Annotated in this window: 20 protein-coding genes; 9 read left to right on the plus strand and 11 right to left on the minus strand. The window is 71.4% G+C overall.

Annotated elements, in window-relative coordinates; translation table 11 throughout:
* Positions 1-12: 12 nt before the first annotated feature.
* From ABD093_RS13885 to ABD093_RS13925, 9 genes are all read right to left on the minus strand, one after another.
* The gene (locus ABD093_RS13885; protein WP_343925269.1) at positions 13-699 is read right to left on the minus strand and encodes an anthranilate synthase component II; all 687 of its coding nucleotides are present in this window, start codon (positions 697-699) and stop codon (positions 13-15) included.
* The gene (pknB, locus tag ABD093_RS13890) at positions 692-3,001 is read right to left on the minus strand and encodes a Stk1 family PASTA domain-containing Ser/Thr kinase (RefSeq protein ID WP_343925271.1); all 2,310 of its coding nucleotides are present in this window, start codon (positions 2,999-3,001) and stop codon (positions 692-694) included. The genes ABD093_RS13885 and pknB overlap by 8 nt, the downstream gene beginning before the upstream one ends.
* Positions 2,998-4,572 carry a serine/threonine-protein kinase gene (locus ABD093_RS13895; RefSeq protein ID WP_343925273.1) on the minus strand — a complete coding sequence of 525 codons (1,575 nt, stop codon included), beginning with the start codon at positions 4,570-4,572 and terminating at the stop codon, positions 2,998-3,000. Before ABD093_RS13895 ends, pknB begins: the two co-directional genes overlap by 4 nt.
* Positions 4,569-6,014 carry a peptidoglycan D,D-transpeptidase FtsI family protein gene (locus ABD093_RS13900; RefSeq protein WP_343925275.1) on the minus strand — a complete coding sequence of 482 codons (1,446 nt, stop codon included), beginning with the start codon at positions 6,012-6,014 and terminating at the stop codon, positions 4,569-4,571. The genes ABD093_RS13895 and ABD093_RS13900 overlap by 4 nt, the downstream gene beginning before the upstream one ends.
* Positions 6,011-7,402: an FtsW/RodA/SpoVE family cell cycle protein gene (locus tag ABD093_RS13905; RefSeq protein WP_343925277.1), complete on the minus strand. Its 1,392-nt coding sequence runs from the start codon at positions 7,400-7,402 to the stop codon at positions 6,011-6,013. The genes ABD093_RS13900 and ABD093_RS13905 overlap by 4 nt, the downstream gene beginning before the upstream one ends.
* Entirely contained in the window at positions 7,402-8,793 is a 1,392-nt protein-coding gene (locus ABD093_RS13910; protein WP_193118420.1) for a PP2C family protein-serine/threonine phosphatase, read from the minus strand. Before ABD093_RS13910 ends, ABD093_RS13905 begins: the two co-directional genes overlap by 1 nt.
* Positions 8,790-9,317: an FHA domain-containing protein FhaB/FipA gene (locus ABD093_RS13915; RefSeq protein WP_193118419.1), complete on the minus strand. Its 528-nt coding sequence runs from the start codon at positions 9,315-9,317 to the stop codon at positions 8,790-8,792. The genes ABD093_RS13910 and ABD093_RS13915 overlap by 4 nt, the downstream gene beginning before the upstream one ends.
* 7 nt (positions 9,318-9,324) lie before the next feature.
* Positions 9,325-10,056 carry an FHA domain-containing protein gene (locus ABD093_RS13920; protein WP_343925280.1) on the minus strand — a complete coding sequence of 244 codons (732 nt, stop codon included), beginning with the start codon at positions 10,054-10,056 and terminating at the stop codon, positions 9,325-9,327.
* 336 nt (positions 10,057-10,392) lie between these two features.
* Positions 10,393-11,145 (minus strand): L,D-transpeptidase family protein, encoded by a 753-nt coding sequence (locus ABD093_RS13925; RefSeq protein ID WP_193118417.1) that lies wholly within the window; start codon positions 11,143-11,145, stop codon positions 10,393-10,395.
* A 246-nt stretch (positions 11,146-11,391) separates the two neighbouring features.
* Between ABD093_RS13925 and ABD093_RS13930 the strand changes: the two genes are divergently transcribed.
* Positions 11,392-12,228: a serine hydrolase domain-containing protein gene (locus tag ABD093_RS13930; protein WP_319021633.1), complete on the plus strand. Its 837-nt coding sequence runs from the start codon at positions 11,392-11,394 to the stop codon at positions 12,226-12,228.
* A gap of 162 nt (positions 12,229-12,390) precedes the next feature.
* On the plus strand, positions 12,391-15,702 hold the full coding sequence (locus ABD093_RS13935) for an alpha-mannosidase (RefSeq protein WP_343925283.1): 3,312 nt from the start codon (positions 12,391-12,393) through the stop codon (positions 15,700-15,702).
* A gap of 21 nt (positions 15,703-15,723) precedes the next feature.
* On the opposite strand, the gene folP is transcribed toward ABD093_RS13935, so the two are convergent.
* On the minus strand, positions 15,724-16,767 hold the full coding sequence (folP, locus tag ABD093_RS13940; protein WP_226850590.1) for a dihydropteroate synthase: 1,044 nt from the start codon (positions 16,765-16,767) through the stop codon (positions 15,724-15,726).
* Between the two features lie 154 nt (positions 16,768-16,921).
* On the opposite strand from folP, the gene ABD093_RS13945 reads away from it, so the two are divergent.
* Genes ABD093_RS13945 through ABD093_RS13955 form a run of 3 tightly spaced genes read left to right on the plus strand, consistent with a single transcriptional unit; the run spans position 16,922 to position 19,891 of the window.
* Positions 16,922-18,070 carry an NAD-dependent epimerase/dehydratase family protein gene (locus ABD093_RS13945; protein ID WP_343925286.1) on the plus strand — a complete coding sequence of 383 codons (1,149 nt, stop codon included), beginning with the start codon at positions 16,922-16,924 and terminating at the stop codon, positions 18,068-18,070.
* Positions 18,071-18,080: 10 nt separating this feature from the next.
* The gene (locus ABD093_RS13950) at positions 18,081-19,199 is read left to right on the plus strand and encodes a glycosyltransferase family 4 protein (protein ID WP_343925288.1); all 1,119 of its coding nucleotides are present in this window, start codon (positions 18,081-18,083) and stop codon (positions 19,197-19,199) included.
* Positions 19,196-19,891, plus strand: coding sequence for a GNAT family N-acetyltransferase (locus ABD093_RS13955; RefSeq protein ID WP_343925290.1), 696 nt, complete (start codon positions 19,196-19,198; stop codon positions 19,889-19,891). Before ABD093_RS13950 ends, ABD093_RS13955 begins: the two co-directional genes overlap by 4 nt.
* A gap of 166 nt (positions 19,892-20,057) precedes the next feature.
* On the opposite strand, the gene ABD093_RS13960 is transcribed toward ABD093_RS13955, so the two are convergent.
* Positions 20,058-20,951, minus strand: coding sequence for a C40 family peptidase (locus ABD093_RS13960; protein ID WP_193118413.1), 894 nt, complete (start codon positions 20,949-20,951; stop codon positions 20,058-20,060).
* A gap of 540 nt (positions 20,952-21,491) precedes the next feature.
* Here ABD093_RS13960 and ABD093_RS13965 point away from each other — a divergent pair.
* Genes ABD093_RS13965 through acs form a run of 4 tightly spaced genes read left to right on the plus strand, consistent with a single transcriptional unit; the run spans position 21,492 to position 26,474 of the window.
* Positions 21,492-22,424 carry an ABC transporter ATP-binding protein gene (locus ABD093_RS13965; RefSeq protein WP_343925292.1) on the plus strand — a complete coding sequence of 311 codons (933 nt, stop codon included), beginning with the start codon at positions 21,492-21,494 and terminating at the stop codon, positions 22,422-22,424.
* Positions 22,421-23,461 carry an aliphatic sulfonate ABC transporter substrate-binding protein gene (locus tag ABD093_RS13970; RefSeq protein ID WP_343925294.1) on the plus strand — a complete coding sequence of 347 codons (1,041 nt, stop codon included), beginning with the start codon at positions 22,421-22,423 and terminating at the stop codon, positions 23,459-23,461. Before ABD093_RS13965 ends, ABD093_RS13970 begins: the two co-directional genes overlap by 4 nt.
* On the plus strand, positions 23,458-24,390 hold the full coding sequence (locus tag ABD093_RS13975; protein ID WP_343925296.1) for an ABC transporter permease: 933 nt from the start codon (positions 23,458-23,460) through the stop codon (positions 24,388-24,390). The genes ABD093_RS13970 and ABD093_RS13975 overlap by 4 nt, the downstream gene beginning before the upstream one ends.
* A complete protein-coding gene (acs, locus tag ABD093_RS13980) occupies positions 24,387-26,474 on the plus strand; it encodes an acetate--CoA ligase (protein WP_343925298.1) in 2,088 nt (695 codons plus the stop codon). The genes ABD093_RS13975 and acs overlap by 4 nt, the downstream gene beginning before the upstream one ends.
* Positions 26,475-26,507 lie beyond the last annotated feature (33 nt).

Genomic DNA, 26,507 nt, shown 5'->3' on the forward strand with positions numbered 1-26,507 from the left:
CGGGTCGTCCGGTCAGCCGGCGGTCATGAGCGGCTGCAGCCCCGCGGAGCGCTCGACGGCGTCGACCCCGTCGCACAGCTGCAGGAACCGCGCGAGCATCAGGTGGCCGTTCTCGGTGAGCACGGACTCGGGATGGAACTGCACGCCGTGCAGCGGCAGCTCGCGGTGCACGAGCCCCATGATCATGCCGTCGGCGGTGCGGGCGGTGACCTCGAGCGAGTCGGGGACCGTCGCCGGATCGACCGTGAGCGAGTGGTATCGGGTCGCCGTCATCGGGGAGGGCGCGCCCTCGAACACGCTGCGGCCCTCGTGCGTGACAGGGCTGGTGCGGCCGTGCATGAGCTGCGGGGCGTGACCCACGGTGGCTCCGAAGTACTGCCCGAGAGCCTGGTGGCCCAGGCACACGCCGAGCATCGGCACGGAGCCGTGCGCGCAGGCCCCGATGACGTCGAGCGTGCGGCCGGCGGTGCTGGGGTTCCCGGGGCCGGGGGAGACCATCACGCCGTCGAAGCCCGTGAGGTCCACCGCGCCGGAGTCATCGGCGGGGACCTCGTCGTTGCGCACCACCTGGGTGCGGGCACCCATCTGCTGCAGATAGCCCACGATCGTGTAGACGAAGCTGTCGTAGTTGTCGATCACGAGGATGCGGGCACCCTCGCTGCTCGGCCCCTTCGCTGCGGAGACCGCGGACTCACTCACCGGTGCTGCCCTTCCCATCGTTCCCGTTCCCGTTCCCGTTCCCGTTCCCGTTCCCGTTCCCGTCAGCGTTCGCATTCCTGTTCACGCTGCTGTTCCCGTCGCCCTTGCCGTTCCCCGCGGCCTCGTCGGTCGGCGTCTTGCTGGGCTCGTCCGTGGGCTCCGTCGTCGGCTCCTCGGTCGGTTCTTCCGTCGTCGGCTCCTCGGTGGGTTCCGTCGTCGGATCCTCGGTGGGCTCCTCGGTGGGGTCCGTGGTGGGCTCCTCGGTGGGTTCCGTCGTCGGGTCCTCGGTCGGTGTCGGGGTCTCCTTCGGGCCGCTGGAGACGATGATGTTCACCGTGGACCCTCGCTCGACCGACGCGTTGGCCTCGGGATCGGTGCGGATGACCTGCCCCTCCGGCACGCTGTCGGAGTCCTCGCTCTCCTGGGTGGTCCCGAAGCCGGCTTCCTTGAGGGTCGCCTGGGCGTCCTCGAGGGTCTGGCCGGTCACGTTGGGGACCTTCACCGGGCCGGGGGCGGCGGCGATCACGAGATCCACGCTGGAGCCGTACGGCTGGGTGCCGGCCTCTGCGGTCGGGGTCTGGGAGGTCACGGAGCCGGGATCGGCGTCCGCGTCCTCCTTCTCCGAGGGCTCGGGGACCTCGAAGCCGCGGGCCTCGAGGACCTCCGTGGCCTTCTCGATCTGGGTGCCCGTGACATCGGGGACCTCGACCATGCCGGAGGCGAGACGCACCTCGACCTCGGTGCCGGCAGGCACCGTGGAGCCGCTCTGCGGACTGGCGCGGGTGACGGTGCCCTGCTCCTGCGGGGCGTCCTCCTCGTCCCCGACGACCATCACCAGGCCGGCATCCTCGATGGCCTGCTGGGCCTCGTCGCGCGTCATGCCCTCGAGGTCCGCGGGGACCTTGACGGCCTCGGGGCCGGCGGAGACGCTCACGGCGACGGTGGAGCCGACGGGCGCGTCCTCGCCCTCGCCCGGGTCCGTCTCGATGACCAGCCCCTTGTCGACGTCCTGGGACTGCACCTGGTCGAACTCCGGGGTGAGGTCGACCTCGGCGAGCTTCGCGCTCGCCTCGTCCTCGCTGAGCCCGGCCACGGCGGGGACGGGCACCGTCTCGGGGCCGTCGTCCTTCCCGAGCTGGAAGTAGGCGAATGCGGCGCCGGCCAGCGCCAGCACGGCGACGATCACCAGGATGATCAGCCACCAGGGCCGCTTGCGCTCCGGCTCCTCCTCGACCTCCTGGGCCTGGTGCGCGGCGAGCCCGCCGGTCACGGCAGGCGTCCGGTCGGTGCTCCAGTTCGCGGCGGCCCCTGCCCCGGCGGCGCCGACCGCTCCAGCGCCGGCCATCGCCGGCAGGGCCTCGGTGGCGTCGTCGACGGGACCCAGCACGGTCGTGGCGTCGGCATCGGTCCCGGACGGCACGGCGCCGGCGACCAGCGCGGGCGCGCGCCCCCCGACCACGGTGGCGATGTCCCGCGAGAAGGCCACCGCGCTCGGGTAGCGCTCCTCGCGGTCCTTGGCCAGGCCGGTGAGGATCACGGCGTCCAGCGCCGGGGTGATCGCCGGGTTGTAGGCCGACGGCGGGGTCGGCTCCTCGCGCACATGCTGGTAGGCGATGGAGACCGGGGTGTCGCCGGTGAACGGCGGGCGGCCCGTCATCATCTCGTACATGACGCAGGCGGCGGAGTAGATGTCGGAGCGGGCGTCGACCAGCTGGCCGCGAGCCTGCTCGGGGGAGAGGTACTGGGCGGTGCCCATCACGGCCTGGGTGGCGGTCATCGCACTGGTCGCGTCGGCGATGGCGCGCGCGATCCCGAAGTCCATGACCTTCACGGCGCCGGCGTCGTTGATCATGACGTTGCCCGGCTTGATGTCGCGGTGCACGATCCCGGCGCGGTGCGAGTACTCCAGGGCGCTCAGCAGCGCCGCCATGATCTCGCCGGCCTGATGGGCGTCCATCGGGTCCTGAGGGTCGATGTACGCGCGCAGGGTGTCGCCGTGCACGTACTCCATGACGATGTACGGGATGGTGACGTCCGCGCCGGTGATGGTGCGCTGATGCTCCTCGCCGGTGTCGTACACGGCGACGATCGAGGGGTGGTTCAGGGAGGCGGCGCTGTGCGCCTCACGGCGGAACCGCTCCTGGAAGTTCGCATCGCGGGCCAGGTCGGAGCGCAGCACCTTGACGGCGACGGTGCGATGCAGGCGGGAGTCCTCCGCGAGGAACACCTCGGCCATGCCGCCGGTCCCGAGGATTTTTCCCAGGGTGTAGCGACCCCCCAGGACCACCTTCTCTTCGCTCACTCCACACCCGTCCTCGTGCCGTGGCCGACACCGACCGATCCGATCATCGTACGTGCTGACGCTGTCTCCTCCGAGCCGACGTGATCAACGCCCATCGCCCCGACGGGCAGCCAGCCCATACCGCCAGCGACCGCTACGGCGATCACCGCGACCAGCACGATCACCAGGATCAGGCCCGGCATCGAGAGCGGTCCGATGCGGCGACCGGTCGAGGTCCCGCGCACCGTCCGGGACGATGCCGCGGTGTCCACATCGCCCAGCGGGCGCGCACCGAAGGACCCCTGAGCCGCTCGCGCTCCCGGTCCCGCGGCCGCTCCGGTTCCCGCGGCAGCGCCGGTCCCTGCGGTCCCGGCCGTCCCGCCGGGAGCCGCACGGCCCCCGGCCGCGCGGTCCGTCGGCGCGCTGCGCATCGAGCGCGGTGCCGGAGCCGGGGAGGCCGCCGATCGGGCCGACGCCGCGGAGAACGCGGAGCCGGCCGAGGCGGCGGAGGGTCCCGATGCCGCGGAGGCGGCAGACGTCGCCGACATCGCGGAGCGGGCGGACCCTCCCGAGCGGTGGCGGATGCCCCGCCGGCCCGAGAGCGGCAGGGGCATCGCCGCCGTGCGGGTGCCCGTGGGCGAGGTGCCCGGGCCTCGCCGCGGCTGCTCCCCGGTGGAGCCCGCGGGGCGCACCGCGTTCTCCCCCGTCCAGTCATGGTCCTCGACGCGGGTCACGGGGATCGCGCCGGTGGTGAAGTGCGGCTCCACCCCGCGCTGGATCGCCTCGAGGATCCTGGAGACGGCCGCCGCGGAGCGGGGACGGTTCGCCGGGGCCTTCGCGAGGGTCATCATGACCAGGTGCCGCAGATCGGCGTTGATCGCCTCCGGCAGCTCCGGCGGCTGCTGCTTGACCTGGGCCATCGCGATCTCGACCTGGCTGGAGCCCGTGAAGGGTCGGTGGCCCGCGAGCATCTCGTAGGCCACGATCCCCAGGGCATAGATGTCGGAGAGCGAGGTGGCCTGCTTGCCCATCGCCTGCTCGGGGGAGAGGTACTGGGCGGTGCCCATGACGAGACCGGTCTTCGTCAGCCGCGCCTGGTCCTTGCTGCGGGCGATCCCGAAGTCGGTGATCTTCATGGACCAGTCGGCCTGCTCGTCGACGAGCACGTTCTCCGGCTTCACATCGCGGTGCACGACGCCCTTGGAGTGGGCGGCGTCCAGGGCGCGTGCGAGCTCGATCAGCATCGAGACGATCCGCTTCTCGGGCAGGCCGCCGGGGTTCTCCTCGATGATGTCCGACAGCGGGCGCCCCGGGCAGAGCTCCATGACGATATAGGCGCGCCCGTCGAGCTCGCCGTAGTCGTACAGCGCGGCGATCGCGTCGTGCGAGAGCGCAGCGGTATGCCGCGCCTCGGCGCGGAACCGCTTGAGGAAGCCGTCGTCCCCGGCGTACTCCTCACGCAGCACCTTGATCGCCACATCGCGGTCCAGCTCCTGGTCCAGGCCCTTCCAGACCTGTCCCATGCCGCCGGTGGCGATGAGCGACGTCAGCTCGTAGCGTCCCTCGAGCACGAGCCCTGGCTCTGTCCTCATGGATTGATCACCGCCTCCATCACATCCCGGGCGATCGGTGCCGCGGTGCGCGACCCGTATCCGCCTTCCTCGACCACGACCGCGACAGCGATCTTCTGGTCGTCGACCTGTCCGTACCCGACGTACCAGGAGTGCGCGGCGCGATCCTCGCCCCACTCCGCGGTGCCGGTCTTGCCGCCGACCTCGACGCCGTCGATGGCCGCCGCCGTGCCGGTGCCGTCCTCTACCACGCCCACCATCATCTGGCGCATCTGCGCGGCGTTCGAGGCGCTCAGCGGCTGGCCGAGCTCCTTCGGGCTCAGCTCCGCCACCGTCGAGAGGTCGCTCGTGCGCACCGCCTGCACCAGCTGCGGCTCCATGACCACGCCGTCGTTGGCGAACGTGCCCGCCACCATCGCCATCTGCAGCGGCGTCACCCTGTCCTCGTACTGGCCGATCGACGTGGTGGCCAGCTGGGCATCGTCCAGATCGGTGCCGATGCTCGACGGCGTCACCGACAGAGGGATCTCCAGCCGCTGGCCGAAGCCGAACTCCTCGGCGGTCGTGGCGAGCTGGTCCTCGCCGACCGCGACCCCGAGCTGGGCGAAGGAGGTGTTGCACGACTGGCGCAGCGCCTCGGCGAGGGTCGACTCGTCGTCCGGACCGCAGGGCTCCTGGCGACCGCCGGAGAAGTTGTTCATGACCGATGAGGAGTTCGGCAGCGTGTACGTGCCGGGACCCGGGATCACCGAGTCGGCGGTGTAGTCGCCGGACTCGAGGGCGGCCGAGGCCACGACCAGCTTGAAGGCCGAGCCGGGCGGGTAGAGGTCGCCGCCGATCGCACGGTTGGTCATCGGCCGATCCGGATCGTCGTTCAGCTGCGACCAGGCCTCCTGGACGGCGGCCGTGTCGTGCGAGGCCAGCTTGTTCGGGTCGTAGCTGGGAGAGGAGACCATGGCCAGCACCGCGCCGGTCTCCGGATCCAGGGCGACCACCGAGCCGCGGCGGCCGTCCAGCGCGTCCCAGGCGGCTTCCTGCGCCTTCGCGTCGAGCGTGAGCTCCACGGTCGCGCCGCGGCCCTGCTTGCCCGAGAGGATGTCGGAGATGCGGTGGTAGAACAGCGCATCGGCCTCCCCGGAGAGGGTGTCGTTGAGCGAGCGCTCGATCCCGGAGAACCCGTAGACCACCGAGTAGTAGCCGGTGACCGGGGCGTACATGGCGCCGGGGTCATAGCCGCGCAGGTACCCGTAGGTGTCCCCGGAGGCGGTCGAGTTCGCGATCGCCTCGCCGTCCACCACGATCGGGCCCCGATGGCGCCCGTACTCGTTGTAGGTGGTGCGGAGGTTCTGTCCGTTGGCGTTCAACCGGCTCTGGGCGACGACCTGGAAGTAGGTGGTCGAGGTGAACAGGAGCACGAAGAGCACGCCCACCACGAGCCAGACATGACGGAGGGGCTTGTTCATGACACCGCCTCCGGGGCCGGGCGCGGGGCGGCAGGGGCGTCGAGGCCCTCGACCTGGCGGGCCGCGGGCCGACGGGCGGCATCGGAGAGCCGCACCAGGATGCCGACGATGATCCAGTTGCACACCAGGGAGCTGCCTCCCGCGGCGAGGAACGGCAGGGTGAGGCCGGTCAGCGGGATCACGCGGGTGACGCCGCCGACGACCACGAACACCTGCAGGGCGAGCGTGAAGCCGAGCCCGCCGGCGAGCAGGGTGCCGAAGCCGTCGGAGATGCCGACGGCGGCGCGGATGGCCCGCTGGACGAGGAGCAGGTAGAGCAGCAGCAGCGCGAACGCGCCGACCATGCCGAGCTCCTCGGCGAAGGAGGTGAAGATGAAGTCGGATTCGGCGTGGGGGACCACGTCGGGGCGCCCCTCGCCGAGGCCCGCCCCGGTGATGCCGCCGTTGGCGAGCCCGAACAGTCCCTGGTTGATCTGCTCGCAGCTGCTGTAGTTGTCGCTCGAGAGCGGGTCCAGCCAGCAGGTCAGGCGGGTGCGCACGTGGCTCATCTGGGTCGCGGCGAACACGGCCGGCGGCAGGAACATGACCGCGCCGATCACGAGCCAGCTCAGCCGGTCCGTGGCGACGTACAGCATCGCCACGAACAGCCCGAAGAACATCAGCGAGGTGCCCAGGTCGGTCTCGAACACCAGCACCGCCATGGCGAAGCCCCAGGCCACCAGGATCGGGCCGAAGTCGGACCAGCGGGGCAGGTGGATGCCGAGCACCTTGGGCCCGGCCAGGGCCAGGGTGTCGCGGCGGGAGACCAGGTAGCCCGCGAAGAAGATCGCGAAGGCGATCTTGGCGAGCTCGGCGGGCTGGAAGCTGTTGCCGGCGATGTTGATCCAGATCCGCGAGCCGTTGCGGGAGTCGCCGATCACCGGCACGAGCGGCAGCAGGAGCAGCACGCCGCCCACGACGGCGCTGATCCAGGTGTAGCGACGCAGGCGCCGGTGGTCGCGCAGGAGCACCAGCACGACGAGGCACAGGACGACGCCGACGATGCCCCACAGCATCTGCCGATCAGCGCTCGCGGAGGTGCGCAGGCCGTAGATCTCGTTCGCGGCGTGCACGCTCTTGATCATGGCGATGCCCAGCAGGTTCAGCAGCACGACCAGCGGCAGGATCACCGGGTCCGCATACGGGGTGCGCCACATGACGACGACCTGCAGGGCCGCGGCGAGCACGGCCGACCCGACGCCGACCTGCATCAGGTCGGCGGGGACCTCGTCGAAGCGGCCCAGCCCGACCAGCGCGTAGGCGCCGACTCCGATCACCACCGCGAACGCCAGCAGCAGGGCCTGGGTCAGCCGGCGCGGGCGAGCGGTGTAGGACACGATCGTGGCCATTACGACTCCTCGCCCTCATCCGGCGGGGAGGGAGTCTCCGCGGGACGGTCGGAGGTGAGTCCGGTGCTCTGCTCGAGCGGGGCGCCGCCCCCGTCGGAGGCGTCGCCCCCGCCGTCGGACGCCTCGCCGCCGCCGTCGGAGGGTGCGGGGTCGGTGACCACCGGCGGGGGCCGGTTGGCCAGCGCCGACTGCTCGAGCCGGTCCATGATCTCCTCGGCGGCCTCTCGGTCGCCGGCGGTGATCGTGTTCGTGACCTGCTGCTGGGTCACCTGGGGGAGCTCGTCCAGGGCGATCTCGGAGACCTCGACCGGCTCGGACAGGGAGATCGGGCCGAGGTCCTGGGAGAGCCCCTGATAGAGCACGACGTTCGTGCCGTCGGTGCCCACATAGAACTGGCGCTGCGACCAGGCGTATCCCGCCCAGAGCGCGCCGCCGAGGACGGCCACCAGCAGCAGCACGGCGACCAGTGCGGGCCACGGGCTGCGGCGGGGCGGCTCGTCCTCGGAGAAGTCGGAGTCCTCATAGGGAGCCGAGGGCTCCTCACGGGTGAGCGCTGCGGCCTTCGCGGCGGGCCCGGACGCGGTCGTCGGCCGATGGCGGTTGCGGGCCGCCGAGCCCACGATCTGCGGTGCGGTGGACGGCGCCTCCTCCCCGCGCGGGAGCTGGTCGAGGTCGACGACGTCGGCGATGACGCAGGTGATGTTGTCCGGCCCGCCGCCCTTGAGGGCCAGCTGGATCAGCTCCTCGGCGCACTGGCCGGGATCCTCGAAGCCGCGCAGGGTGGCATCGATGGTGTCGAGGGAGACGAGGCCGGAGAGGCCGTCCGAGCAGAGCATCCAGCGATCGCCGGGGTGGGCGGGGCGCAGCGAGAGATCGAGCTCGGGATCGGCGTCGACGTCGCCGAGCACCCGCATCAGCACCGAGCGCTGGGGGTGGCGCTCGGCCTCCTCCTCGGTCAGGCGCCCTTCGTCCAGCAGCCGCTGCACGAAGGTGTGGTCCTTGGTGATCTGCGTGGTCTCGTCATCGCGCAGCAGGTAGGCGCGGGAATCTCCGATGTGGGCGAGGGCGAACTTGCCCTCCGCGCGCAGCATCGCCGTGATCGTGGTGCCCAGGCCGCGCAGCTGCGGCTCGTCCCGCGCGCGGCGCAGGATCTCCTGATTGGCGTCGAGCACCGTCTCCTCGAGGGTGGCGACGATGTCGGAGGCGGGAGTCTCGGAGTCCAGGCGCGCGAGGCGCCCGATGGCCACCGAGGAGGCGACGTCGCCCCCGGCGTGACCGCCCATGCCGTCGGCGACCACCAGCAGGTGGCTGCCGGCATAGCCCGAGTCCTGGTTGTTGGACCGCACGAGGCCGACGTCGGACCGCGCGGCGTATCGCAGGGCGATGCTCATCGCGGACCTCGTCTCAGCTCGATCTCGGTGCGGCCGATCCGCACCTGGGCGCCGGGCCGGAAGGGCACGGCCCCGTCGATGCGACGACCCGACAGCAGAGTGCCGTTGGTCGATCCCAGATCCTCCACCATCCACTCGCCCTCACGCTGGAACACGCGGGCGTGGCGGTTGGAGGCGTAGTCGTCGTCCAGCACCAGGGTGCACTCGGGGGCCCGGCCGATGAGGATGGGCGTGGAGCCGAGGGTCAGCGAGGTGCCGCGCAGCGGCCCGGCGGTGACGACCATCGCCGTCGCGGTGACCTCGGGGTCCGTGCGCGCCGAGCCCGAGTCGGCGCCGGCCGGGGCGGCCGCGCCTCCCGGCGGTCCGGCGGCGGGGCGTTGATCACGACGCGGGTCGCGGCTGGAGCGGGTGACCACGGTGGTCCCGAACAGATCGTTGCGCAGCACCAGGACCACGACGATCACGAAGATCCACAGCGCCAGGACGAAGCCCAGACGGAGGGCGACCAGGGTCAGTTCGCTCATGCGGCGCTCACCAGCTGACCTGGCCGGCGGCGGGGAGCCGCACGGTCAGCCGGGTGCGACCGATCTTGACCAGCGAGCGGTCCTGGAGGGCGACGGGGGTGCGGATGCGCTCGCCGTCGACGAAGGTGCCGTTGGTGGAGCCGAGGTCGGTCGCGACGAGCTCGCCGGTGCCGCTGGGCCCGCCCGTCGGATCGGCCCGCAGCTCGAGGTGATGGCGGGAGACGCCGGTGTCCTCGAGGATGATGTCGGAGTCCCCGCCGCGGCCGATCACGGTCACCGGGCCGGTCAGGAGGTACTGCTGGCCGTCGATCTCGATGATCGGGCTGCCGCCGGTCTCGGCCTGTGCGGCGCCGGTCGCAGGCGCCACGCTGCCGCGCTCCGTGCGGGACTCCGTCTCGAAGCGGCCCGCCCGGACCTCGTCGTCCTCGGCCAGATCCACGCTCACGCCGCCGACGAACATATAGCGCTGCTTCTCGGCATGCTCCATGAGCACGCGCTGGAGCTCGTCGATCAGGGTGTCCTGCCAGGATCCGAAGCGCTCGAAGTCCTGAGGGTGCAGGTAGATCGTGTACACGTTCGGGGCGAGGGTCCGGGTGCGGTCGAGCACCTGGATCTGGTCATCGCACTCGCGCTTGAGCCCCTGCGCGAGGTCGAGAGGTTTCAGCTGGCCGCGACCGGGCGAGAACATGCTCGTCACGCCGCGGTCGAGCCCGCGCTCGATCCGATCCAAGATCCCCACGGTGGTCCTTCGCTGTCGCTGTCCCTGCGCCCCGACGGAAGACGGGGCAGTATGCCTCCTCGATCGTAGCGCGTGGTCAGGCGCTCGACGGGCTGACGGGGCGGGGGGACGGCAAGGGATTCGTGCAGGTCTCGTAAAGGACGGGGCGGCGCAGGCGGGTCCCGAAGGTCCCTGTCGCGCCGCCCCGCGGGCTGCTGCGTCGTGCTCTGTGGTGCTCGCTCGTGCTCAGCTGCGCTCTGTCGGGCTCGTGCGCGGCTGTGCTCTGTCGGGCTCTGTCGGGCACAGCTGCTCGTGTGCTCGGTGGTGCCGAGCGAGCTGGGTGGAGTGCAGGTGTGATCAGTAGACGACCACGCGCCGGCCGGACTTGAACCAGCTGCGGGTCCACAGCATGTCGCTCGCCGCGGTGGAGATGCGGGAGCAGCCATGGGAGGCCGGATAGCTCGGGATCGAGTTCGATCCGTGGATCGCCCAGCCCCTGTCGTAATAGCCGGGGCGGTACAGGGAGCCCAGCGGGCCGCTCTGCCAGCCACGGCTGTAGAGGCTGTACATCCGGAAGCTGCCCTTGGGGGTGGTCGCCGTCTTCCAGCGGCCGCCGGAGTAGTAGCGCTTGCCGCTGCCGGTGGAGGTGTTGAGGATGTAGGAGAGCTTCCCTCCGGTGGTGGCGATGATGATCTGACGGCTCAGGTTCACCTCGAACCCGACGCCGGAGGTGATCCTGCGCGAGGGGCGGGCTCCATTGCGGATCGCCGCATAGGTGTTCGGTCCGACGACGCCGTCACGGCTGAGGCCGGCGACCTTCTGCAGGGCGTAGACGGCCTGCTGGGTCAGGTGGCCGAAGCTGCCGTCGGCCGTGCCGCACCAGAACTTCAGTCGCCACAGATCCTTCTGGAGCTTCGTCACGGCGGAGCCGCGGGAGCCCTTGCGCAGCGTCGGCGCGGCGCTCGCCGGGCCGATGCCGACGGCCAGTCCGGTGCCCAGGGTTCCCACCCCGAGCAGCAGGGTGCGGCGCGAGGGCGTCGCGATCGGCAGGAGCTGTGACCCGGGCGGGGTCGGTCTCTCGGCGGTGCGGGCTGAGGTCGGTGCAGACATGGTTCCCCCTTGTCGTTCGGCCCGGAGCGGTCGCGGCGGGCCCTTCCCCGACGTCACGACGACGTGACGCCACGTGCATCATGCCTTGGGTGCGATTGAGTAAACAAGAGGCAAGATGTGCAGGTTGTGGGGTGACTGGTGCGTAGGTTGTATTTCCGCTGGTCGCCGGGACGTACCGGACGAACCGGACAGCCTGATGCCGGGGTCGGAGCGGGCACCGATCGGGGATATGCCATATTTGACGGCGTGGAGCCCGAGACCCAGCCCGAGATCCCTGCCGACCCCGCGATCCCTGTCGATGCCGACTTCGAGCACGCGCTCGGGGTGTCCGACGCGCAGCGCACGGTGCACACCCAGGGCGACCCCGAGCGGGTCTGGGAGCTCGCCAGCCTCTCCAAGCCCCTCACGGCGCTCGGCGCCCTGATCGCCGTGGACCGGGGCCTCGTCGATCTCGAGGACCCGGCCGGCCCCGAGGGCGCCACGGTGCGTCACCTGCTCGCCCACACCGCCGGCTACGCCTTCGACGGCGAGGACGTCGTCGGCGCTGTGGGTGCCCGGCGCATCTACTCCAACACCGGGTTCGAGGTGCTCGCCGCCCATCTCGAGGAGGCCACCGGCCATGACCTCGACGACTGGTTGGAGCAGACCGTGGTCCAGGGCCTCGGGCTGCGCGACGTCGAGCTCACCGGGTCGCCGGCCGCCGGATACCGCGGGAGCATCCGCGACCTCCTGGCACTCGGCCGCGAGCTGCTCGAGCCCACCTTGATCTCGCCAGATCTGTGGCGCGAGGCGACGTCCGTGCAGTTCCCCGGCCTCGCCGGCATCCTCCCCGGTTACGGCCGGCAGAAGCCCAACGACTGGGGCCTGGGCGTCGAGATCCGCGACGGCAAGTCCCCGCACTGGACGGGATCCGCCTCGAGCCCGGAGACCTTCGGGCACTTCGGTCAGTCCGGCTCCTTCCTCTGGGTGGATCCGACGGCAGGGCTGACCGCCTCATTCCTCGGGGCGGAGCGCTTCGGTCAGACCCACGTGCGGATCTGGCCGGGGCTCACCGACGCGATCCTCGCGCGTTTCGGGCGCTGAGCGGGCCGCGGCGCCCCACCCGTCCTCCCGGGGATGACGCCTGCCGGGCGAGGTCTATACAGTCGATGCATCCTCCGCGGCCCTCCGGCCGCGCCGCGAACCACGGCCGGTGCGTCCGGCCCCGACGAGCTCGGCGCCGAGCGCGCCCCGAGGAGCAGCTGCATGTTCGACGACAGGGAACTCACCGAGGCCCGGATCCGCCGCTTCAGCCAGGACCACCTGGCGCCGGCGATCTCCCGGGAGACCGCACCGGTGACGATCACCGCGTATCGCGTCCCCGGTGAACCGATCCCTCCGCGCGAGGCGATCACGGAGCAGGCCCCGCAGTACGTCCCGATCGAGGTCGGCGCCCCGCTGGGCCGGGCCTGGTCCACCACCTGGCTGCACGTGACCGGCACGGTCCCTGCGCACTGGGCGGACGACGGGACCAGCGCCCCCGAGCTGATCGTCAACCTCTCCTTCACCGGCCAGCCCGGCTTCCAGGCAGAGGCGCTGGTCTTCACTCCCGACGGCGTGCCCGTGAAGGCGATCAACCCCTTTAACCGCTATCTGCCGGTGGCGCCGGGGGAGGAGCTGGACTACTACCTCGAATGCGCCGCGAACCCGATGGTCCCCGGCGACTGGACCTTCGCGCCCACCCCGCTCGGGGATCTCGCCACGATTCCCGAGGAGGAGCTCTACACGATCAGCGAGCTCCGGCTGTCCCGCCGCGACGTGCGGATCTGGGAGCTCGCCGAGGACGTGCGCGCCCTCGTCGGCCTCATGGTCTCCCTGCCGGAGGCCGGCCAGCGGCGCCACGAGATCCTGCGGGCGCTCGAGGCCGCCTGCGACACCGCCGATCCCGATGACCTGCCCGGCACCGTCGACGCCGCCCGTGACGTGCTGCGACCGGTGCTCGAGAGCCCGGCGCACGGCTCCGCGCTCACCGTTCTCGCCACCGGCCACGCCCACATCGACTCCGCCTGGCTGTGGCCCGTGCGGGAGACCGTCCGCAAGGTGGCGCGCACCTTCTCCACCGTCTGCGCACTGCTGGAGAGCGATGCGGACCTCACCTTCTCCGCCTCCTCGGCCCAGCAGTTCGCCTGGCTGAAGGACCGCTACCCGGAGCTGTTCGCCCGCATCCGGGGCCACGTCGCCGCCGGGCGCTTCGTGCCGGTGGGCGGCATGTGGGTCGAGTCGGACACGAACATGCCCGGCTCCGAGGCCATGGCCCGCCAGTTCGTCGCCGGCAAGCGGTTCTTCCTCGAGGAGTTCGGGGTCGAGACACGGGAGACCTGGCTGCCGGACTCCTTCGGCTACTCCGCCGCGCTGCCGCAGATCGCTGCGCTCGCCGGGCAGGACAACTTCCTCACCCAGAAGGTCTCCTGGAACCAGGTCAACTCCTTCCCCCACCACACCTTCCGCTGGGAGGGCCTCGACGGGACCAGCGTGTTCACCCACTTCCCGCCGGCGGACACCTACAACGGGATGCTCTCCGGCGAGGAGCTCGCCTATTTCGAGCGCAACTTCAAGGAGAAGGGCCGCTCCCGCATCGGCATCGACCTCTTCGGCTGGGGCGACGGGGGTGGCGGGCCCACCCGCGAGATGATGGCCGCCGGGCGCCGCGCCGCGGACCTCGAGGGCTCCCCGAAGGTCGAGTTCGGCACCTCGCAGGAGTTCTTCGACCGGGCACGGGCCGAGTATCCCGATGCCCCGATCTGGAACGGCGAGCTCTACCTCGAGCTGCACCGCGGCACCTACTCCGCGCAGCTCGGCACCAAGCAGGGCAACCGCCGCAGCGAGCACCTCCTGCACGAGGCCGAGTTCCTCGCCTCCCTCGCCGCGATCCGGGTCGGCGTCGAGTACCCCTACGAGGAGCTCGCGGACCTGTGGGAGGCCACGCTGCTGGGCCAGTTCCACGACATCCTTCCCGGCTCCTCGATCGCCTGGGTGCATCGCGAGGCCGAGCAGGGGCACGCCGCGACCGCCGAGCGGGCCGAGGCGATCATCGCCGGGGCGCTCGCCGCGCTCGGGGACGGGCCAGGGGTCGGCGCGACAGGCTCCGTCGGGATCGACGGGATCGACGGGACCGGCTCCACCGGGGCCGACGGGGCCGACGGGCCCCGGCTGCTGGTGAACACCGCGCCGGTGCCGCGCCGCGGCATCCCGGCCTATGGCGTCGGCCCCGTGTGCAGCAACTCGGAGGGCGTGGTCGTGATCCGCGCGGGCGACACCATCTCCGTGGAGAACTCCGCGCTGCGCGCGGTGCTCGACTCCTCGGGCGCGATCTCTTCCCTCGTGGACCGGACCACGGGCCGCGAGTCGATCGCCCCCGGAGCCCGTGGCGCGCTGCTCCAGCTGCATCGCGACACCCCCAACGCGTGGGACGCCTGGGACATCGACGAGTTCTACCGCCGTGTGGTGCGCGATCTCGAGGCGCCCACCGGGGTCGAGGTCACCGAGGAGGGCGCCGGCGTGCGGGTCTCCTTCACCTATTCCACCTCCAGCGACTCCGCTGCCAGCGACTCCACCTCCAGTGGTTCCGCTGCCAGCGGCTCCACCGCCGTCGCCGAGGGCACGGACACCTCCGGGGTCACCGGCGCCGGCTCCACGATCGTGAAGACCTATGTGCTGCGCCCGGAGGACAAGTCACTCGAGATCGTCCATGACATCGACTGGCGCGAGCGGAAGAAGGCCCTGAAGCTCGCCTTCGGGTTCGACGTGCGGGCGGCGACCATGAGCAGCGAGACCCAGTTCGGGCACATCGACCGACCGATCCCCGTGAACACCAGCTGGGACTTCGCCCGCTTCGAGACCTGCGCCCATCGCTGGGTGCACCTCGCCGAGGGCGGCTACGGCGTGGCGATCGCCAACGACTCCACCTATGGGCACGACGTGCTGCGCACGCTCCGGGAGGCCGACGGCGGCACGACGACCACCACCCGTCTGACCCTGGTGCGTGCCCCGGAGTTCCCCGACCCCGGCGCGGACCACGGTCGGTACACGCTGCGCGTCGCGGTGCGCCCCGGCGCCGGCATCGCCGAGGCCATCGAGGAGGGCTACCGGCTGAACCTGCCCGAGCGTGCGGTGAGCGCCGCGGTCGCGACCACGGCCTCGGCACCGCTGGTCACCGTGGACGCCTCGAGCGTGCTGGTGGAGACCGTGAAGCTCGCCGAGGACCGCTCGGGCGACCTCGTGGTGCGGCTCTACGAATCAGCCGGTGCGCGTGCCTCGACACGCGTGCAGCTGGACGCGGCGCTCGGCGGGGGAGAGGTCAGCGTGGTGGACCTGCTCGAACGACCCTTCCCCGAGGATGCCCCGGCCTTCCGCTCCGCGCTCGAGCGCACCGGGGACGGCGCCGACCGCTCAGACAGCACAGGCGGCCGGGTCGGTGCCGCGAGCGCATGGCTGGGCGACGGCGCGGGGGCCGGAGACGTGGAGCTGACCTTCCACCCCTTCGAGATCAAGACCCTGCGCATCACCCGCCGCGGCTGAGCCTGAGGGAGAGAGCTGCTCTCAGGTGTTGTGGACGAGGGGGCCGGCGGGGTCGCGCCAGCCGGCCATCACCTCGAGCATCTGCACGAAGCGGGCCGTGGCCTGCACGTCGTGGACGCGGAGGATCCGGGCACCCTGGTGCACGGCCCAGGCGGCGGCGGCCAGCGAGCCTTCCAGACGTTCCTCCTTGGGCAGGCCCAGCGACTCCCCGATGACGTCCTTGCGCGACAGGGCCGCGAGCACGGGCAGACCGAACGCGGTGTACTCGGACCAGTCGCGCAGCACCTCGAGGGTCTGCAGCGTGCTCTTGTTGAGGTCGGGCCCGGGGTCCAGCACGATCCGCTCGCGGTCGATCCCGGCCTCCAGGGCCCGCTCGAGGCGGGCGGCGAGGAACTCCCGCACCTCCTCCGCGACGTCGTCGTACTGCGGTCGGGGGTAGGCCTGCCGGGGCGCGGCCACCGAATGGGTGATCACGAGGGAGGCCCCGGTGCGCGCGACCGTCGCGGCCATCTGTGGGTCCGACAGCCCGGTCGTGTCGTTGATCAGGTCCGCGCCGGCCGCGATGCTCGCCTCGGCGACGACGGCGTGGAAGGTGTCCACCGACAGCAGCACGTGCGCGGGCAGCTCGCGGCGCAGCGCGGAGATCACGGGGACCACGCGGTCGATCTCCTCCGCCGCCGGCAGCGGCTCCCCGGGCGCGAACTTCACCCCGCCGACGTCGATGAGGTCGGCCCCGGCCTCGGCGGCGGAGATCCCGGCCCGGACCGCGGCATCGAGCCCCCAGGTGCGGCCCTCGTCGAAGAAGGAGTCCTGGGTGCGGTTGACGATGCCCATCACGAGCACCCGGGTGCGGGTGTCGGGGAGGGGCCGCGGGGCGAGCTGCTCGGCAGGCTCCGAGGTGATCGCGACGCTGGCCTCCGAGGCACAAGGAGTACCCGCCGTCGCGACAGATGCGGCAACCGGCGGGACGCCCATCGATGCCTCAGGCGTGCGGGATACAGTGGATTCTGCCGGGTCGGAACGCACTGACGAACCCTCGACACCCCGGTCGTCCGCGTTCGTCATGGCACGTTCCTCCGCTGTTAAGGCGGGCTTTCCTCGTCTTTGAGGAGCCCGCGACCTGCACTACGTTAAGAGTAGTGGACACGCACTGTCGTACTTCGGCCGCCAGCATGAACGCAGCGGCCGGGACCTGGACCTTTTTGGGAGGACTCACGAGATGAAGATCGTCGTCGCCGGTGGAGATGGATTCTGTGGCTGGCCCACGGCCCTGTACCTCTCGCAGAAGGGCCACGACGTCACCATCGTGGACAACCTCGTGCGTCGGGACATCGATGTGGAGCTGGGCTCCAACTCGGTGACCCCGATCCTCGAGCTGGAGGAGCGGGTGGCGGTCTGGAAGGAGGTCTCCGGCAAGGACATCGCCGTGAAGATCGCGGACCTCACGGACTACGACGCGGTCGCCGCGATCTTCCAGGAGATCCAGCCGGATTCGTTCGTGCACTTCGCCGAGCACCGCAGCGCGCCCTACTCGATGATCGACCGCGAGCACGCGATCGAGAACCACCGCAACAACGTCGAGGGCACCCTCAACGTGCTGTGGGCGATCAAGGACTTCGCGCCGGACTGCCACCTCGTCAAGCTCGGCACGATGGGCGAGTACGGCCAGCCGAACATCGACATCGAGGAGGGCTGGATCGAGGTCGAGCACAAGGGTCGCAAGGACCGCCTGCCCTTCCCCAAGCAGCCCGGTTCGTTCTACCACCTCACCAAGGTGCACGACAGCGACAACATCATGTTCGCCTGCAAGATCTGGGGCATCCGCGCCACCGATCTGAACCAGGGCGTGGTCTACGGCCTGGAGACCGCCGAGACCCGCCTGGACCCGCGTCTGGTCAACCGTTTCGACTACGACGCGGTGTTCGGCACCGCGCTGAACCGCTTCATCGTCCAGGCGGCCATCGGTCACGACCTCACGGTCTACGGCAACGGCTCCCAGACCCGCGGCTACCTGGACATCCAGGACACGGTTCGCTGCATCGAGATCGCCTGCGAGAATCCCGCCGACCGCGGCGAGTTCCGCGTGTACAACCAGTTCACCGAGCAGTTCTCGGTCAAGGAGCTGGCGGAGAAGGTGCAGAAGGTGGCCGCGGATCTCGGCAACGAGGTCTCGCTGTCCACCACGGAGAACCCGCGCGTGGAGAAGTACGACCACTACTACAACGCGGTCAACACCAACCTGCTCTCGCTGGGCCTGGAGCCGCACCTGCTGACCGAGGAGCACCTCACCGAGGTCCTCAGGGTCGCGATGAACAACACCGACCGCGTCAAGCGCGAGCTGGTCATGCCCACCGTGACCTGGAAGTGAGCATCCTTCCGTGAAGATCGCGATCGTCACGGAGACGTTCCTGCCGTCCGTCGACGGCGTGGTGACACGTCTGCGCCACGCCGTCGAGCGGTTCACCGACCTGGGCCACGAGGTCATGGTGATCGCCCCGGAGCTGGGTGTCACCGAGCACCACGGCGCCCGGGTGGTGGGCATCAAGCCGGTGACGCTGCCGTTCTACAAGCACCGGCGCTTCACCCTCCCCAACCCCACGGTGGACGGCATCATCCGCGGGTTCCATCCGGATGTCGTCCACGCCGCCCAGCCGATCCTGCTGGCCTCCTCCGGGGCCTATGCCGCCAAGCGGCAACGGATCCCGCTGGTGGCGAGCTATCACACGCACATCCCGCGCTACCTGGACCTCTACCGGGCCTACCGCTGGGGCAAGCGTCCGGTGTGGTGGCAGATCAAGCGCAACCACGCGCTGGCCGACATCAATCTCGCGACCTCGGAGTCGATGAAGGCCGAGCTGGCGGAGAAGGGGATCGAGAACCTGCATGTGGTGCGCCGCGGCGTGGACACGCAGACCTTCGATCCCCGGTACGCGAGCGCGGGGATGCGCGAGCGCCTCTCCCAGGGCCATCCGGAGAAGAAGCTGCTGGTCTTCGTGGGCCGGCTCGCGGCGGAGAAGGAGATCCACCGGCTGCGCTCGATGATGGAGAGGCGCGATGACGTGGCGCTCGCGATCGTGGGCGACGGACCGTACCGCCATGAGCTCGAGACGCTGTTCGCGGGGACGGCGACCCTGTTCCCCGGCTTCATGGAGGGGGAGGAGCTCGCGAGCGCCTTCGCGAGCGCCGACGCCTTCGTGTTCCCCTCCGTCACCGAGACCCTCGGGCTGGTGATCCTCGAGGGGATGGCCTCCGGGCTCCCGGTGGTCGCCGCCCGCTCGGGGCCGACGATGGAGCAGGTCACCGACGGGGAGAACGGGCTGCTCTTCGACTCGGGCGACGAGGCGACGCTGGATGCCGCGCTGGACCGCCTCGCCGACTCCGCCCTGCGGGCACGGATCCGCACGGCCGCGCGCGCCGAGGCGGAGCAGTTCTCCTGGGAGAACGCCTCCGACGATCTCCTGCACTACTACGAGATGGCGATCGAGAAGCACCGATGAGCGCAACCCCCACCACCCCGGCGGGCACACCGCCCGCTGCTCCAGCGCCCGCGGGCCGCGCCGCCGCGCTCACGGCGACGGCGTCGGTCCCGACCTCTGCGATGGACCGGCCGCAGCCCGTCGTCCTGGAGAACGAGCGTGTGCGCCTCGAGCCCCTCGGCCCCCAGCACGTCGAGGGGCTCCGGGCCGTGGTGGCCGACGGGGAGATCTGGCGGATCTCCTATGCGCCCCATGTGCCGGCGCCGGAGCAGGTCGCCGAGCGCGTCGCCGCCCAGTGCGCCTCCGACGAGGCGGGCAGCACGGTCTCGTGGGCCGTGCTCGAGCGTGACGGCGGGCGGGTCGTCGGCCACACGACCTTCCTGAACATCTCGCTCCGGGACCGTCGCCTCGAGCTCGGCACCACCTATATGGCCGGCTCGACCCATGGCACGGGGCTGAACGCGGCGACGAAGCTTGCCCTGCTCACCCATGCTTTCGAGGAGCTCGGCTGCCTCGGTGTCGAGTTTCGGGTGCATCACCTGAACATCACCTCGCGCCGCGCCGTCGAGCGCCTCGGCGCGCAGCAGGACGGCATCCTGCGTGCGCACCGGATCATGCCCGATGGCACGATCCGCCACACGGTCGTCTACTCGATCCTCGCCGACGAGTGGACCGGCGTGAAGGCGTCCCTGGAGCACCGTCTGCGCCGCTGATCGCAGATCGCTTCTCGTCGTCGGTCGTCGGTCGTTGGTCGTTGGTCGATTGTTTTCTGCAGAGCTCAGCCACGGCTCCGTCGGTCGGGCGGGCATGACGAAGGCCCGGCCCCGCATGCTGCGGGACCGGGCCTCGATCTGTCGGCGCTGAGGCCGCAGGGGCGGATCAGCGGTAGGTGACGAACCCGGTCGGGTTGCCCCAGATCCCGCGCTCGACGACCTCCTGCTGGGAGCCGGAGGCGTCGATGATCTGGCCGTCGCCCGCGTAGATCGCGACGTGGCCGGGCCAGATCACGAGGTCGCCGGGCTGGGCCTCGGACTGCGAGATGCTGCGGCCCTGGCTGGCGAGCTGGCTGCTGGTGCGCGGCGCGTCGATGCCGGCCGCCTCGTAGGCGTAGGCGACCAGGCCGGAGCAGTCCATGCCGCTCAGCGAGGTGCCGCCCCAGGAGTACGGGGTGCCGATGGCGGAGCGGGCGGCGTCGATGATCGAGTCGCCGCTCGCGGAGCTGGCGCTCGCCGGGACCGCGGAGGCGCCCGCGGAGGGGGCGCTGGCCTGGGTGGCCTCGGCCGGAGCGGACTCTGCCGAGCCGCCGCCGAGCGCGCTGTGGGTGTCCGCACCCACCACGCCGTCGACCTGGAGGCCGTTCGCGGCCTGGAACTCGACGACCGCGTCAGCGGTCATGGAGCCGAAGTAGCCCGTCTCGGGAAGATCCGCGCCCTGCGCGTTCAGCGCATCCTGCAGCTCCTCGACGCCGGCGCCGGAATCGCCCTGGCGCAGCGTCTCCGAGGAGGACTGCGAGGAGGTCTCGGCGGAGGCCGGCTGGGTCTCGATGGACTGCTCGGACGCGGTCTGCTCAGGCGCGGACTGGGTGGTGGCGGGCTGGTCGGAGCCCATGAGGGCCTCGTCGTTGGCCATCGCGGCGGTGCCGCCGGCGAAGGCGGTGCCGACGAGGACAGTGCCGAGGACGGCGCTTCCGCCGAAGACGTGAGCTGCGCGGCGGCTGGCGGTGAGGGGCGTGACGGCGCGGCCGAGGGCGCGGTGCGTGTTCTGGTGCGTCATGGGTCTGATCCTTCTCGCGTGCTGCTGGTGGTCTGTCGCATCCCGCGACGCGGTGCTCGGTGGAGCGGTGCTGTCCTGACGGACGATGGTGCCCGGGGAGCCTGTGCCCGAATGATCGGTGCCCACAGCCGGGGCGTCCGGGGGATGAGGCCTCAACGCTAGGAGCGGACCGCGTCCGAATCGAGGGGTTTGAACGAGACGGGTCGCGGGATTTGTCGTCTATTGACCCGCGGGCCCGCGAGGTGGCCGGAACATGGCGCGATATGGAAGTGGAGCATGGCCCGCGCCACACGCCTCGCCCTGCACGTCACACTCGACCCGCATCGGGCGCTATGCGTCGTGCGACGTGCGGCGTACAGCCTGGATCGTCCGGAGCGTGGGCCGAGTCCGGATCGAGAACTGTGCCCTCGGCGAGGGCTGTGTCCCAGGTCTCGTCCGTGAACCAGGGTGACGGTGCATAGCGGGGCTACCCGTCCTGAATGTTTCGTCTTATGACGCCGCGCTGGCATCGTCGGCGTGTCCGCCACCATGATGCGAGGCATGACCAGCACCGTGCATGTCGACTCCGCACCCGTCGCGCGCTCCGGCCTCCCGGAACGTCACGGGAGTTCATCGACGCCCCGCAGCGGGGTGCGGCTCGAGTCGATCGCCCGTTCGTTCCCGTCCGCGCAAGGGGCCCGCGACGTGCTGCGCGGTCTGGACCTCGATCTGCCCAGCGGGGAGATCCTCGCCGTGGTGGGTCCCTCGGGCTGCGGGAAGTCGACCCTGCTGCGCCTGGTCGCCGGCCTGGATTCCCCCACCGAGGGCCTGATCCGCATCGGCGGCACGGCGATCCGCGGCACCGATCCCCGCACCGCCGTCGCCTTCCAGGAGCCGCGCCTGCTGCCCTGGCGCACCCTCGAGCACAACGTCGCCCTCGGCCTGCCTCGCGGCACCGGACGGCGCGAAGGACGCGAGCGCGTGCGCGAGCTCCTCCAGCTCGTGGGCCTCGAGCACGCCGCGACCCAGCGTCCCCGCGAGGTCTCCGGCGGCATGGCCCAGCGCGCCTCCCTGGCCCGGGCCCTCGCCCGCAGCCCCGAGGTGCTCCTGCTCGATGAACCCTTCGGGGCGCTCGACGCGCTGACCCGCCTGCGCATGCAGGACCTGCTGCTCGAGATCCACGCCGCCGAGCCCACCACCGTCCTCGTCGTCACCCACGACGTCGAGGAGGCCCTCTACCTGGCCGACCGGGTGCTGCTGCTGCGCTCGCTTCTCGAGGACCCCGCCGCCGACTCGATCGCCCGCACCCTCGAGGTGCCCGGCGCCCGCCCCCGTGATCGCGCCGACCGTTCCCTGGCCGAGCTCCGCGTCGAGCTGCTCGCCGGTCTCGGCGTCCACTCGCCCCAACCCGCTCAGCCCGCTCAGCCGGTTCAGCCGGCTCAGCCCGCTCAGCCCATCCAGCCCGCCCAGACCACCACGGAGATCTCCTCATGACCCCTCGCATCAGCCGCCGCACCGCCACCGCCCTCGGCCTCTCGGCGATGGCCGGGATGGGCCTGGCCGCCTGCGTGCCCGGCGAAGGGTCCGAGAACACCGCGAGCGCAGGCGGCGGCGAGGGGGAGTGGAGCACCGGCACCCTCACCATCGACTGGGCCACCTACAACCCGCTCAGCCTCGTGGTGCGCGACCAGAAGCTGATCGAGGACGCTCTCGGCAGCGCCGTGACCGTGACGTGGGTGCAGTCGGCCGGCTCCAACAAGGCCAACGAGTTCCTGCGCTCCGGATCGGCCGACGTCGCCTCCACGGCCGGCTCGGCCGCGCTGCTGGCGCGCGCCAACGGCTCCCCGATCAAGGTCATCGACATCTACAGCCAGCCCGAGTGGTCCGCCCTCGTGGTCGGCGAGGACAGCGACATCACCGGCCCCGCGGATCTCGCGGGCCGCTCTGTTGCCGCGACCCCCGGCACCGACCCCTACTTCTTCCTGGTCCAGACCCTCGCCGAGGCCGGCCTCAGCGTCGACGAGGTGGAGCTCCAGCCCCTGCAGCACGCCGACGGACGCTCCGCCCTCGAGGGCGGCAGCGTCGAGGCGTGGTCCGGCCTGGACCCGATCATGGCGGCCGCCGAGAAGGAGTCCGGTGCGCAGCTGGTGTATCGCAACGTCGACTTCAACACCTACGGCTTCCTCAACGCCACCGAGGATTTCATCGACAACCACGCGGACGTCGCCCAGGTGGTCGTGGACGCCTACGAGCAGGCCCGCACCTGGGCGCTCGAGAACCTCGAGGAGACTGCGCAGCTGCTGGCCGACGCGGCGAGCATCGACCTCGCCGTCGCCACCACCGTGATCCAGGAGCGCTCGAACCTCGACGTCTCCGGAGTGCCCGGCGAGGATCAGCTCGCCGTGCTCGAGGCGATCTCCCCGATGCTCTCCGACTCCGGGGACGTCCGGGGCGGGGCCGAGGCCGTGGAGACGGCCCGCGGCGAGATCCTCCACGCCGACTTCGCGACCGCCGCGGTGGAGAAGCAATGAGCGTGCCGGGATCCGGCGACGCCCTCGTCGTCGACGCCGCGAGCGCCGCCGGGCGGACCGCCGAGGCCGAGGCGCTGGACGCCGCCCGTCGCGCCGACGGGAGCACGGGCGGGAGCGCAGGCGGGGGCACGGGCCGGGCCGGAGCGGATGCTCCGTCCGCTCCCCGCACCGTCTGGGACCGCACCGGCGTGCGCCTCGCCGCCGGCGCCGTGCTGCCCCTGCTGATCCTGCTGGCCTGGCAGCTCACGACCGCCGCCGAGCTGGTCCCCGCCTATCGCCTGCCCGGTCCGTGGGCCGTCGTGCAGGCCGGCGCCGAGCTCCTCGGGCGCGGCGAGCTGGGACTGCACATCGCGATCTCCGTGCAGCGTGTGCTGATCGGTTTCGCGGCCGGCTCCGTCGTGGGCCTCGCCGTCGCCGCCGTCGTGGGCCTGTCCCGCGCGGGGGACGCGCTGCTGAACCCGACGCTCGCCGCCCTGCGCGCGGTGCCCTCGCTGGCCTGGGTGCCGCTGCTGATCCTGTGGCTGCAGATCGGGGAGGAATCGAAGATCACGCTGATCGCGATCGGTGCCTTCTTCCCGGTGTTCACCACCGTCGCCGCCGCGCTGCGCCACATCGACCCCCATCTGGTCGAGGCCGGGCGCTGCTTCGGCCTGCGCGGCTGGTCGCTCTTCCGCACGATCCAGCTGCCCGCCGTGGTGCCCTCGGTCGTCTCCGGGCTGCGCCTCGCGCTCGCCCAGGCCTGGCTGTTCCTGGTCGCCGCCGAGCTGATCGCCTCCTCGATGGGCTTGGGATTCATCCTCAACGACTCCCAGCAGACCGGCCGGGTGGACCGGATCCTGCTGGCCATCGTGCTGCTCGCCCTGCTGGGCAGCCTGACCAACGCCCTGCTGGGGATCGCCGAGAAGAAGCTGCTGAGGCGGTGGACATGAGCATCACCGAGAACCGACAGACTGCAACTCGACGGGCTGAGAGCCGACCGACCGAGACCCGACTGGTCGAGACCCGCGCCTTCGCGCCGGACCCCGCGCTCGAGGGGACATGGAACGTGGACGCGAGCATCTACGCCACGGCGTCGGCGGATCCCACCGCCTTCTGGGAGGCCGCCGCGCGCCGCCTGGAGTGGGCCGAGCCCTGGCACACCGCCCACGAGTGGGAGCCGCCGACGACGGATCCCGCGACCGGCGTGCTGAGCGTCCCCGCCGCCCGCTGGTTCGTCGGCGGACGGTTGAACGTCGCCGAGAACTGCGTGGACCGCCACGTGCGTGCCGGGAGGGGCACGAAGGTCGCCCTGCACTTCGAGGGAGAGGGAGGGGACCGCGAGTCCGTCACCTACGAGGACCTCCAGCGCCGCGTGAGCCGGGCCGCCAACGCCCTCACGGATCTGGGCATCGTGCCCGGCGACCGCGTGGTCGTGTACCTCCCGGTGCTCGTGGAGACCGTCGTCATCGCGCTGGCCTGCGCCCGCATCGGCGCCGTGCACTCCCTGGTCTTCGGCGGGTTCAGCGCCGAGGCGGTGCGCTTCCGCCTGCAGGACACCGGGGCGAAGCTCCTGGTCACCTCCGACGGCCAGTACCGCCGCGGGACGGCGGTCGAGGTGAAGTCCCAGGCCGACGACGCCGCCCGCGACCTGCCCGACCTCGAGCACGTGCTCGTCGTGCGCCGCACGGGCCAGGACATCGCCTGGACCCCGGGCCGTGACGTGTGGTGGCACGAGAGCGTGGGCACGGCGAGCGATCAGCACGAGGCCCGCAGCTTCGACGCCGAGCATCCGCTGTTCATCATCTACACCTCCGGCACCACCGGGAAGCCCAAGGGCCTCGTGCACACCGCGGGCGGCTATCTCACGCACACCTCGTGGTCGCACTGGGCGCACTTCGACGCGACGAGCGACGACGTCCACTGGTGCACCGCGGACCTCGCCTGGGTCACCGCCCACACCTACGAGATCTACGGTCCGCTCTCCAACGGGCTCACGCAGGTCATCTACGAGGGCACCCCCGGCGAGCCGACCCGCGAGCGGCACCTGGAGATCATCGAGCGCTACGGCGTCACCGTCTACTACACGGCGCCCACCCTGATCCGCACCTTCATGAGCTGGTTCGGGGACGAGCTGCCCGCCGGGCACGACCTGTCCTCGCTGCGCCTGCTGGGCACCGTCGGCGAGGCGATCAACCCCGAGGCCTGGGTGTGGTTCCACCGCACCTTCGGCCGCGGCGTGCTGCCGATCATCGACACCTGGTGGCAGTCCGAGACCGGCGCCTCGATGCTCGTGCCCCTGCCCGGCGTGACCACCCTCAAGCCCGGCTCGGCGACCGTGCCGCTGCCCGGCATCGACATGGCCGTCGTCGACGCGGCGGGCGCCGAGCAGCCCACGGGTGTGGCCGGCACGCTCGTGGCCCGTCGGCCCTGGCCCGGGATGGCGCGCACCGTGTGGGGCGACCCCGAGCGCTACCGCGACTCCTACTGGGCGGACTACGCCGGCCGGGGCGAGCACGGCGGCTACTACGTCGCCGGCGACTCCGCCACGGTCGACGCCGACGGCTGCTTCTGGATCCTCGGCCGCCTGGACGACGTCGTGAACGTCTCCGGACATCGGCTCTCCACCATCGAGATCGAATCCGCGCTGGTCGCGGACCGGTCGGTGCAGGAGGTCGGCGCCGCCGGCGTCGAGGACCCGCTCACCGGGCAGGCCGTGGCCGTGTTCGTGATCCCCTCGGGCACGGCAGCTCTGGACCCGGGAGCTCTCCGCGCCCGGGTCGCCACGGAGATCGGGCCGATCGCCAAGCCCCGCTTCGTGATCGAGGTGCCGGACCTGCCGCGGACCCGCTCCGGCAAGATCATGCGGCGCCTGCTCGCCCAGCTGGTCCATGCCGAGCGCGCCCGGCGTGCGGGGCGCACCCCGCAGCCGCTGGGGGACGTCACATCCCTGCAGAACCCGGAGGCGGTCGACGCCGTGGCCGCGGTGCTCGCCGAGCTCCCCGCGGACGACCCGGCCGTCGCTCCGCACCCCTGACCCAGACTCCGACCCGGACCCCGACGTCGATTC

This window comes from Brachybacterium tyrofermentans (assembly GCF_039526165.1).
GTDB classification, from domain to species: Bacteria; Actinomycetota; Actinomycetes; order Actinomycetales; family Dermabacteraceae; genus Brachybacterium; species Brachybacterium tyrofermentans.

Coding starts and splice junctions, on each gene's coding strand:
- ABD093_RS13895 (WP_343925273.1), bottom strand. CDS start 4,572: ATGAGGACAGAGCCAGGGCTCGTGCTCGAGGGACGCTACGAGCTGACG.
- ABD093_RS13900 (WP_343925275.1), bottom strand. CDS start 6,014: ATGAACAAGCCCCTCCGTCATGTCTGGCTCGTGGTGGGCGTGCTCTTC.
- ABD093_RS13905 (WP_343925277.1), bottom strand. CDS start 7,402: ATGGCCACGATCGTGTCCTACACCGCTCGCCCGCGCCGGCTGACCCAG.
- ABD093_RS13910 (WP_193118420.1), bottom strand. CDS start 8,793: ATGAGCATCGCCCTGCGATACGCCGCGCGGTCCGACGTCGGCCTCGTG.
- ABD093_RS13915 (WP_193118419.1), bottom strand. CDS start 9,317: ATGAGCGAACTGACCCTGGTCGCCCTCCGTCTGGGCTTCGTCCTGGCG.
- ABD093_RS13925 (WP_193118417.1), bottom strand. CDS start 11,145: ATGTCTGCACCGACCTCAGCCCGCACCGCCGAGAGACCGACCCCGCCC.
- ABD093_RS13935 (WP_343925283.1), top strand. CDS start 12,391: ATGTTCGACGACAGGGAACTCACCGAGGCCCGGATCCGCCGCTTCAGC.
- folP (WP_226850590.1), bottom strand. CDS start 16,767: ATGACGAACGCGGACGACCGGGGTGTCGAGGGTTCGTCAGTGCGTTCC.
- ABD093_RS13945 (WP_343925286.1), top strand. CDS start 16,922: ATGAAGATCGTCGTCGCCGGTGGAGATGGATTCTGTGGCTGGCCCACG.
- ABD093_RS13955 (WP_343925290.1), top strand. CDS start 19,196: ATGAGCGCAACCCCCACCACCCCGGCGGGCACACCGCCCGCTGCTCCA.
- ABD093_RS13960 (WP_193118413.1), bottom strand. CDS start 20,951: ATGACGCACCAGAACACGCACCGCGCCCTCGGCCGCGCCGTCACGCCC.
- ABD093_RS13965 (WP_343925292.1), top strand. CDS start 21,492: ATGACCAGCACCGTGCATGTCGACTCCGCACCCGTCGCGCGCTCCGGC.
- ABD093_RS13970 (WP_343925294.1), top strand. CDS start 22,421: ATGACCCCTCGCATCAGCCGCCGCACCGCCACCGCCCTCGGCCTCTCG.
- ABD093_RS13975 (WP_343925296.1), top strand. CDS start 23,458: ATGAGCGTGCCGGGATCCGGCGACGCCCTCGTCGTCGACGCCGCGAGC.
- acs (WP_343925298.1), top strand. CDS start 24,387: ATGAGCATCACCGAGAACCGACAGACTGCAACTCGACGGGCTGAGAGC.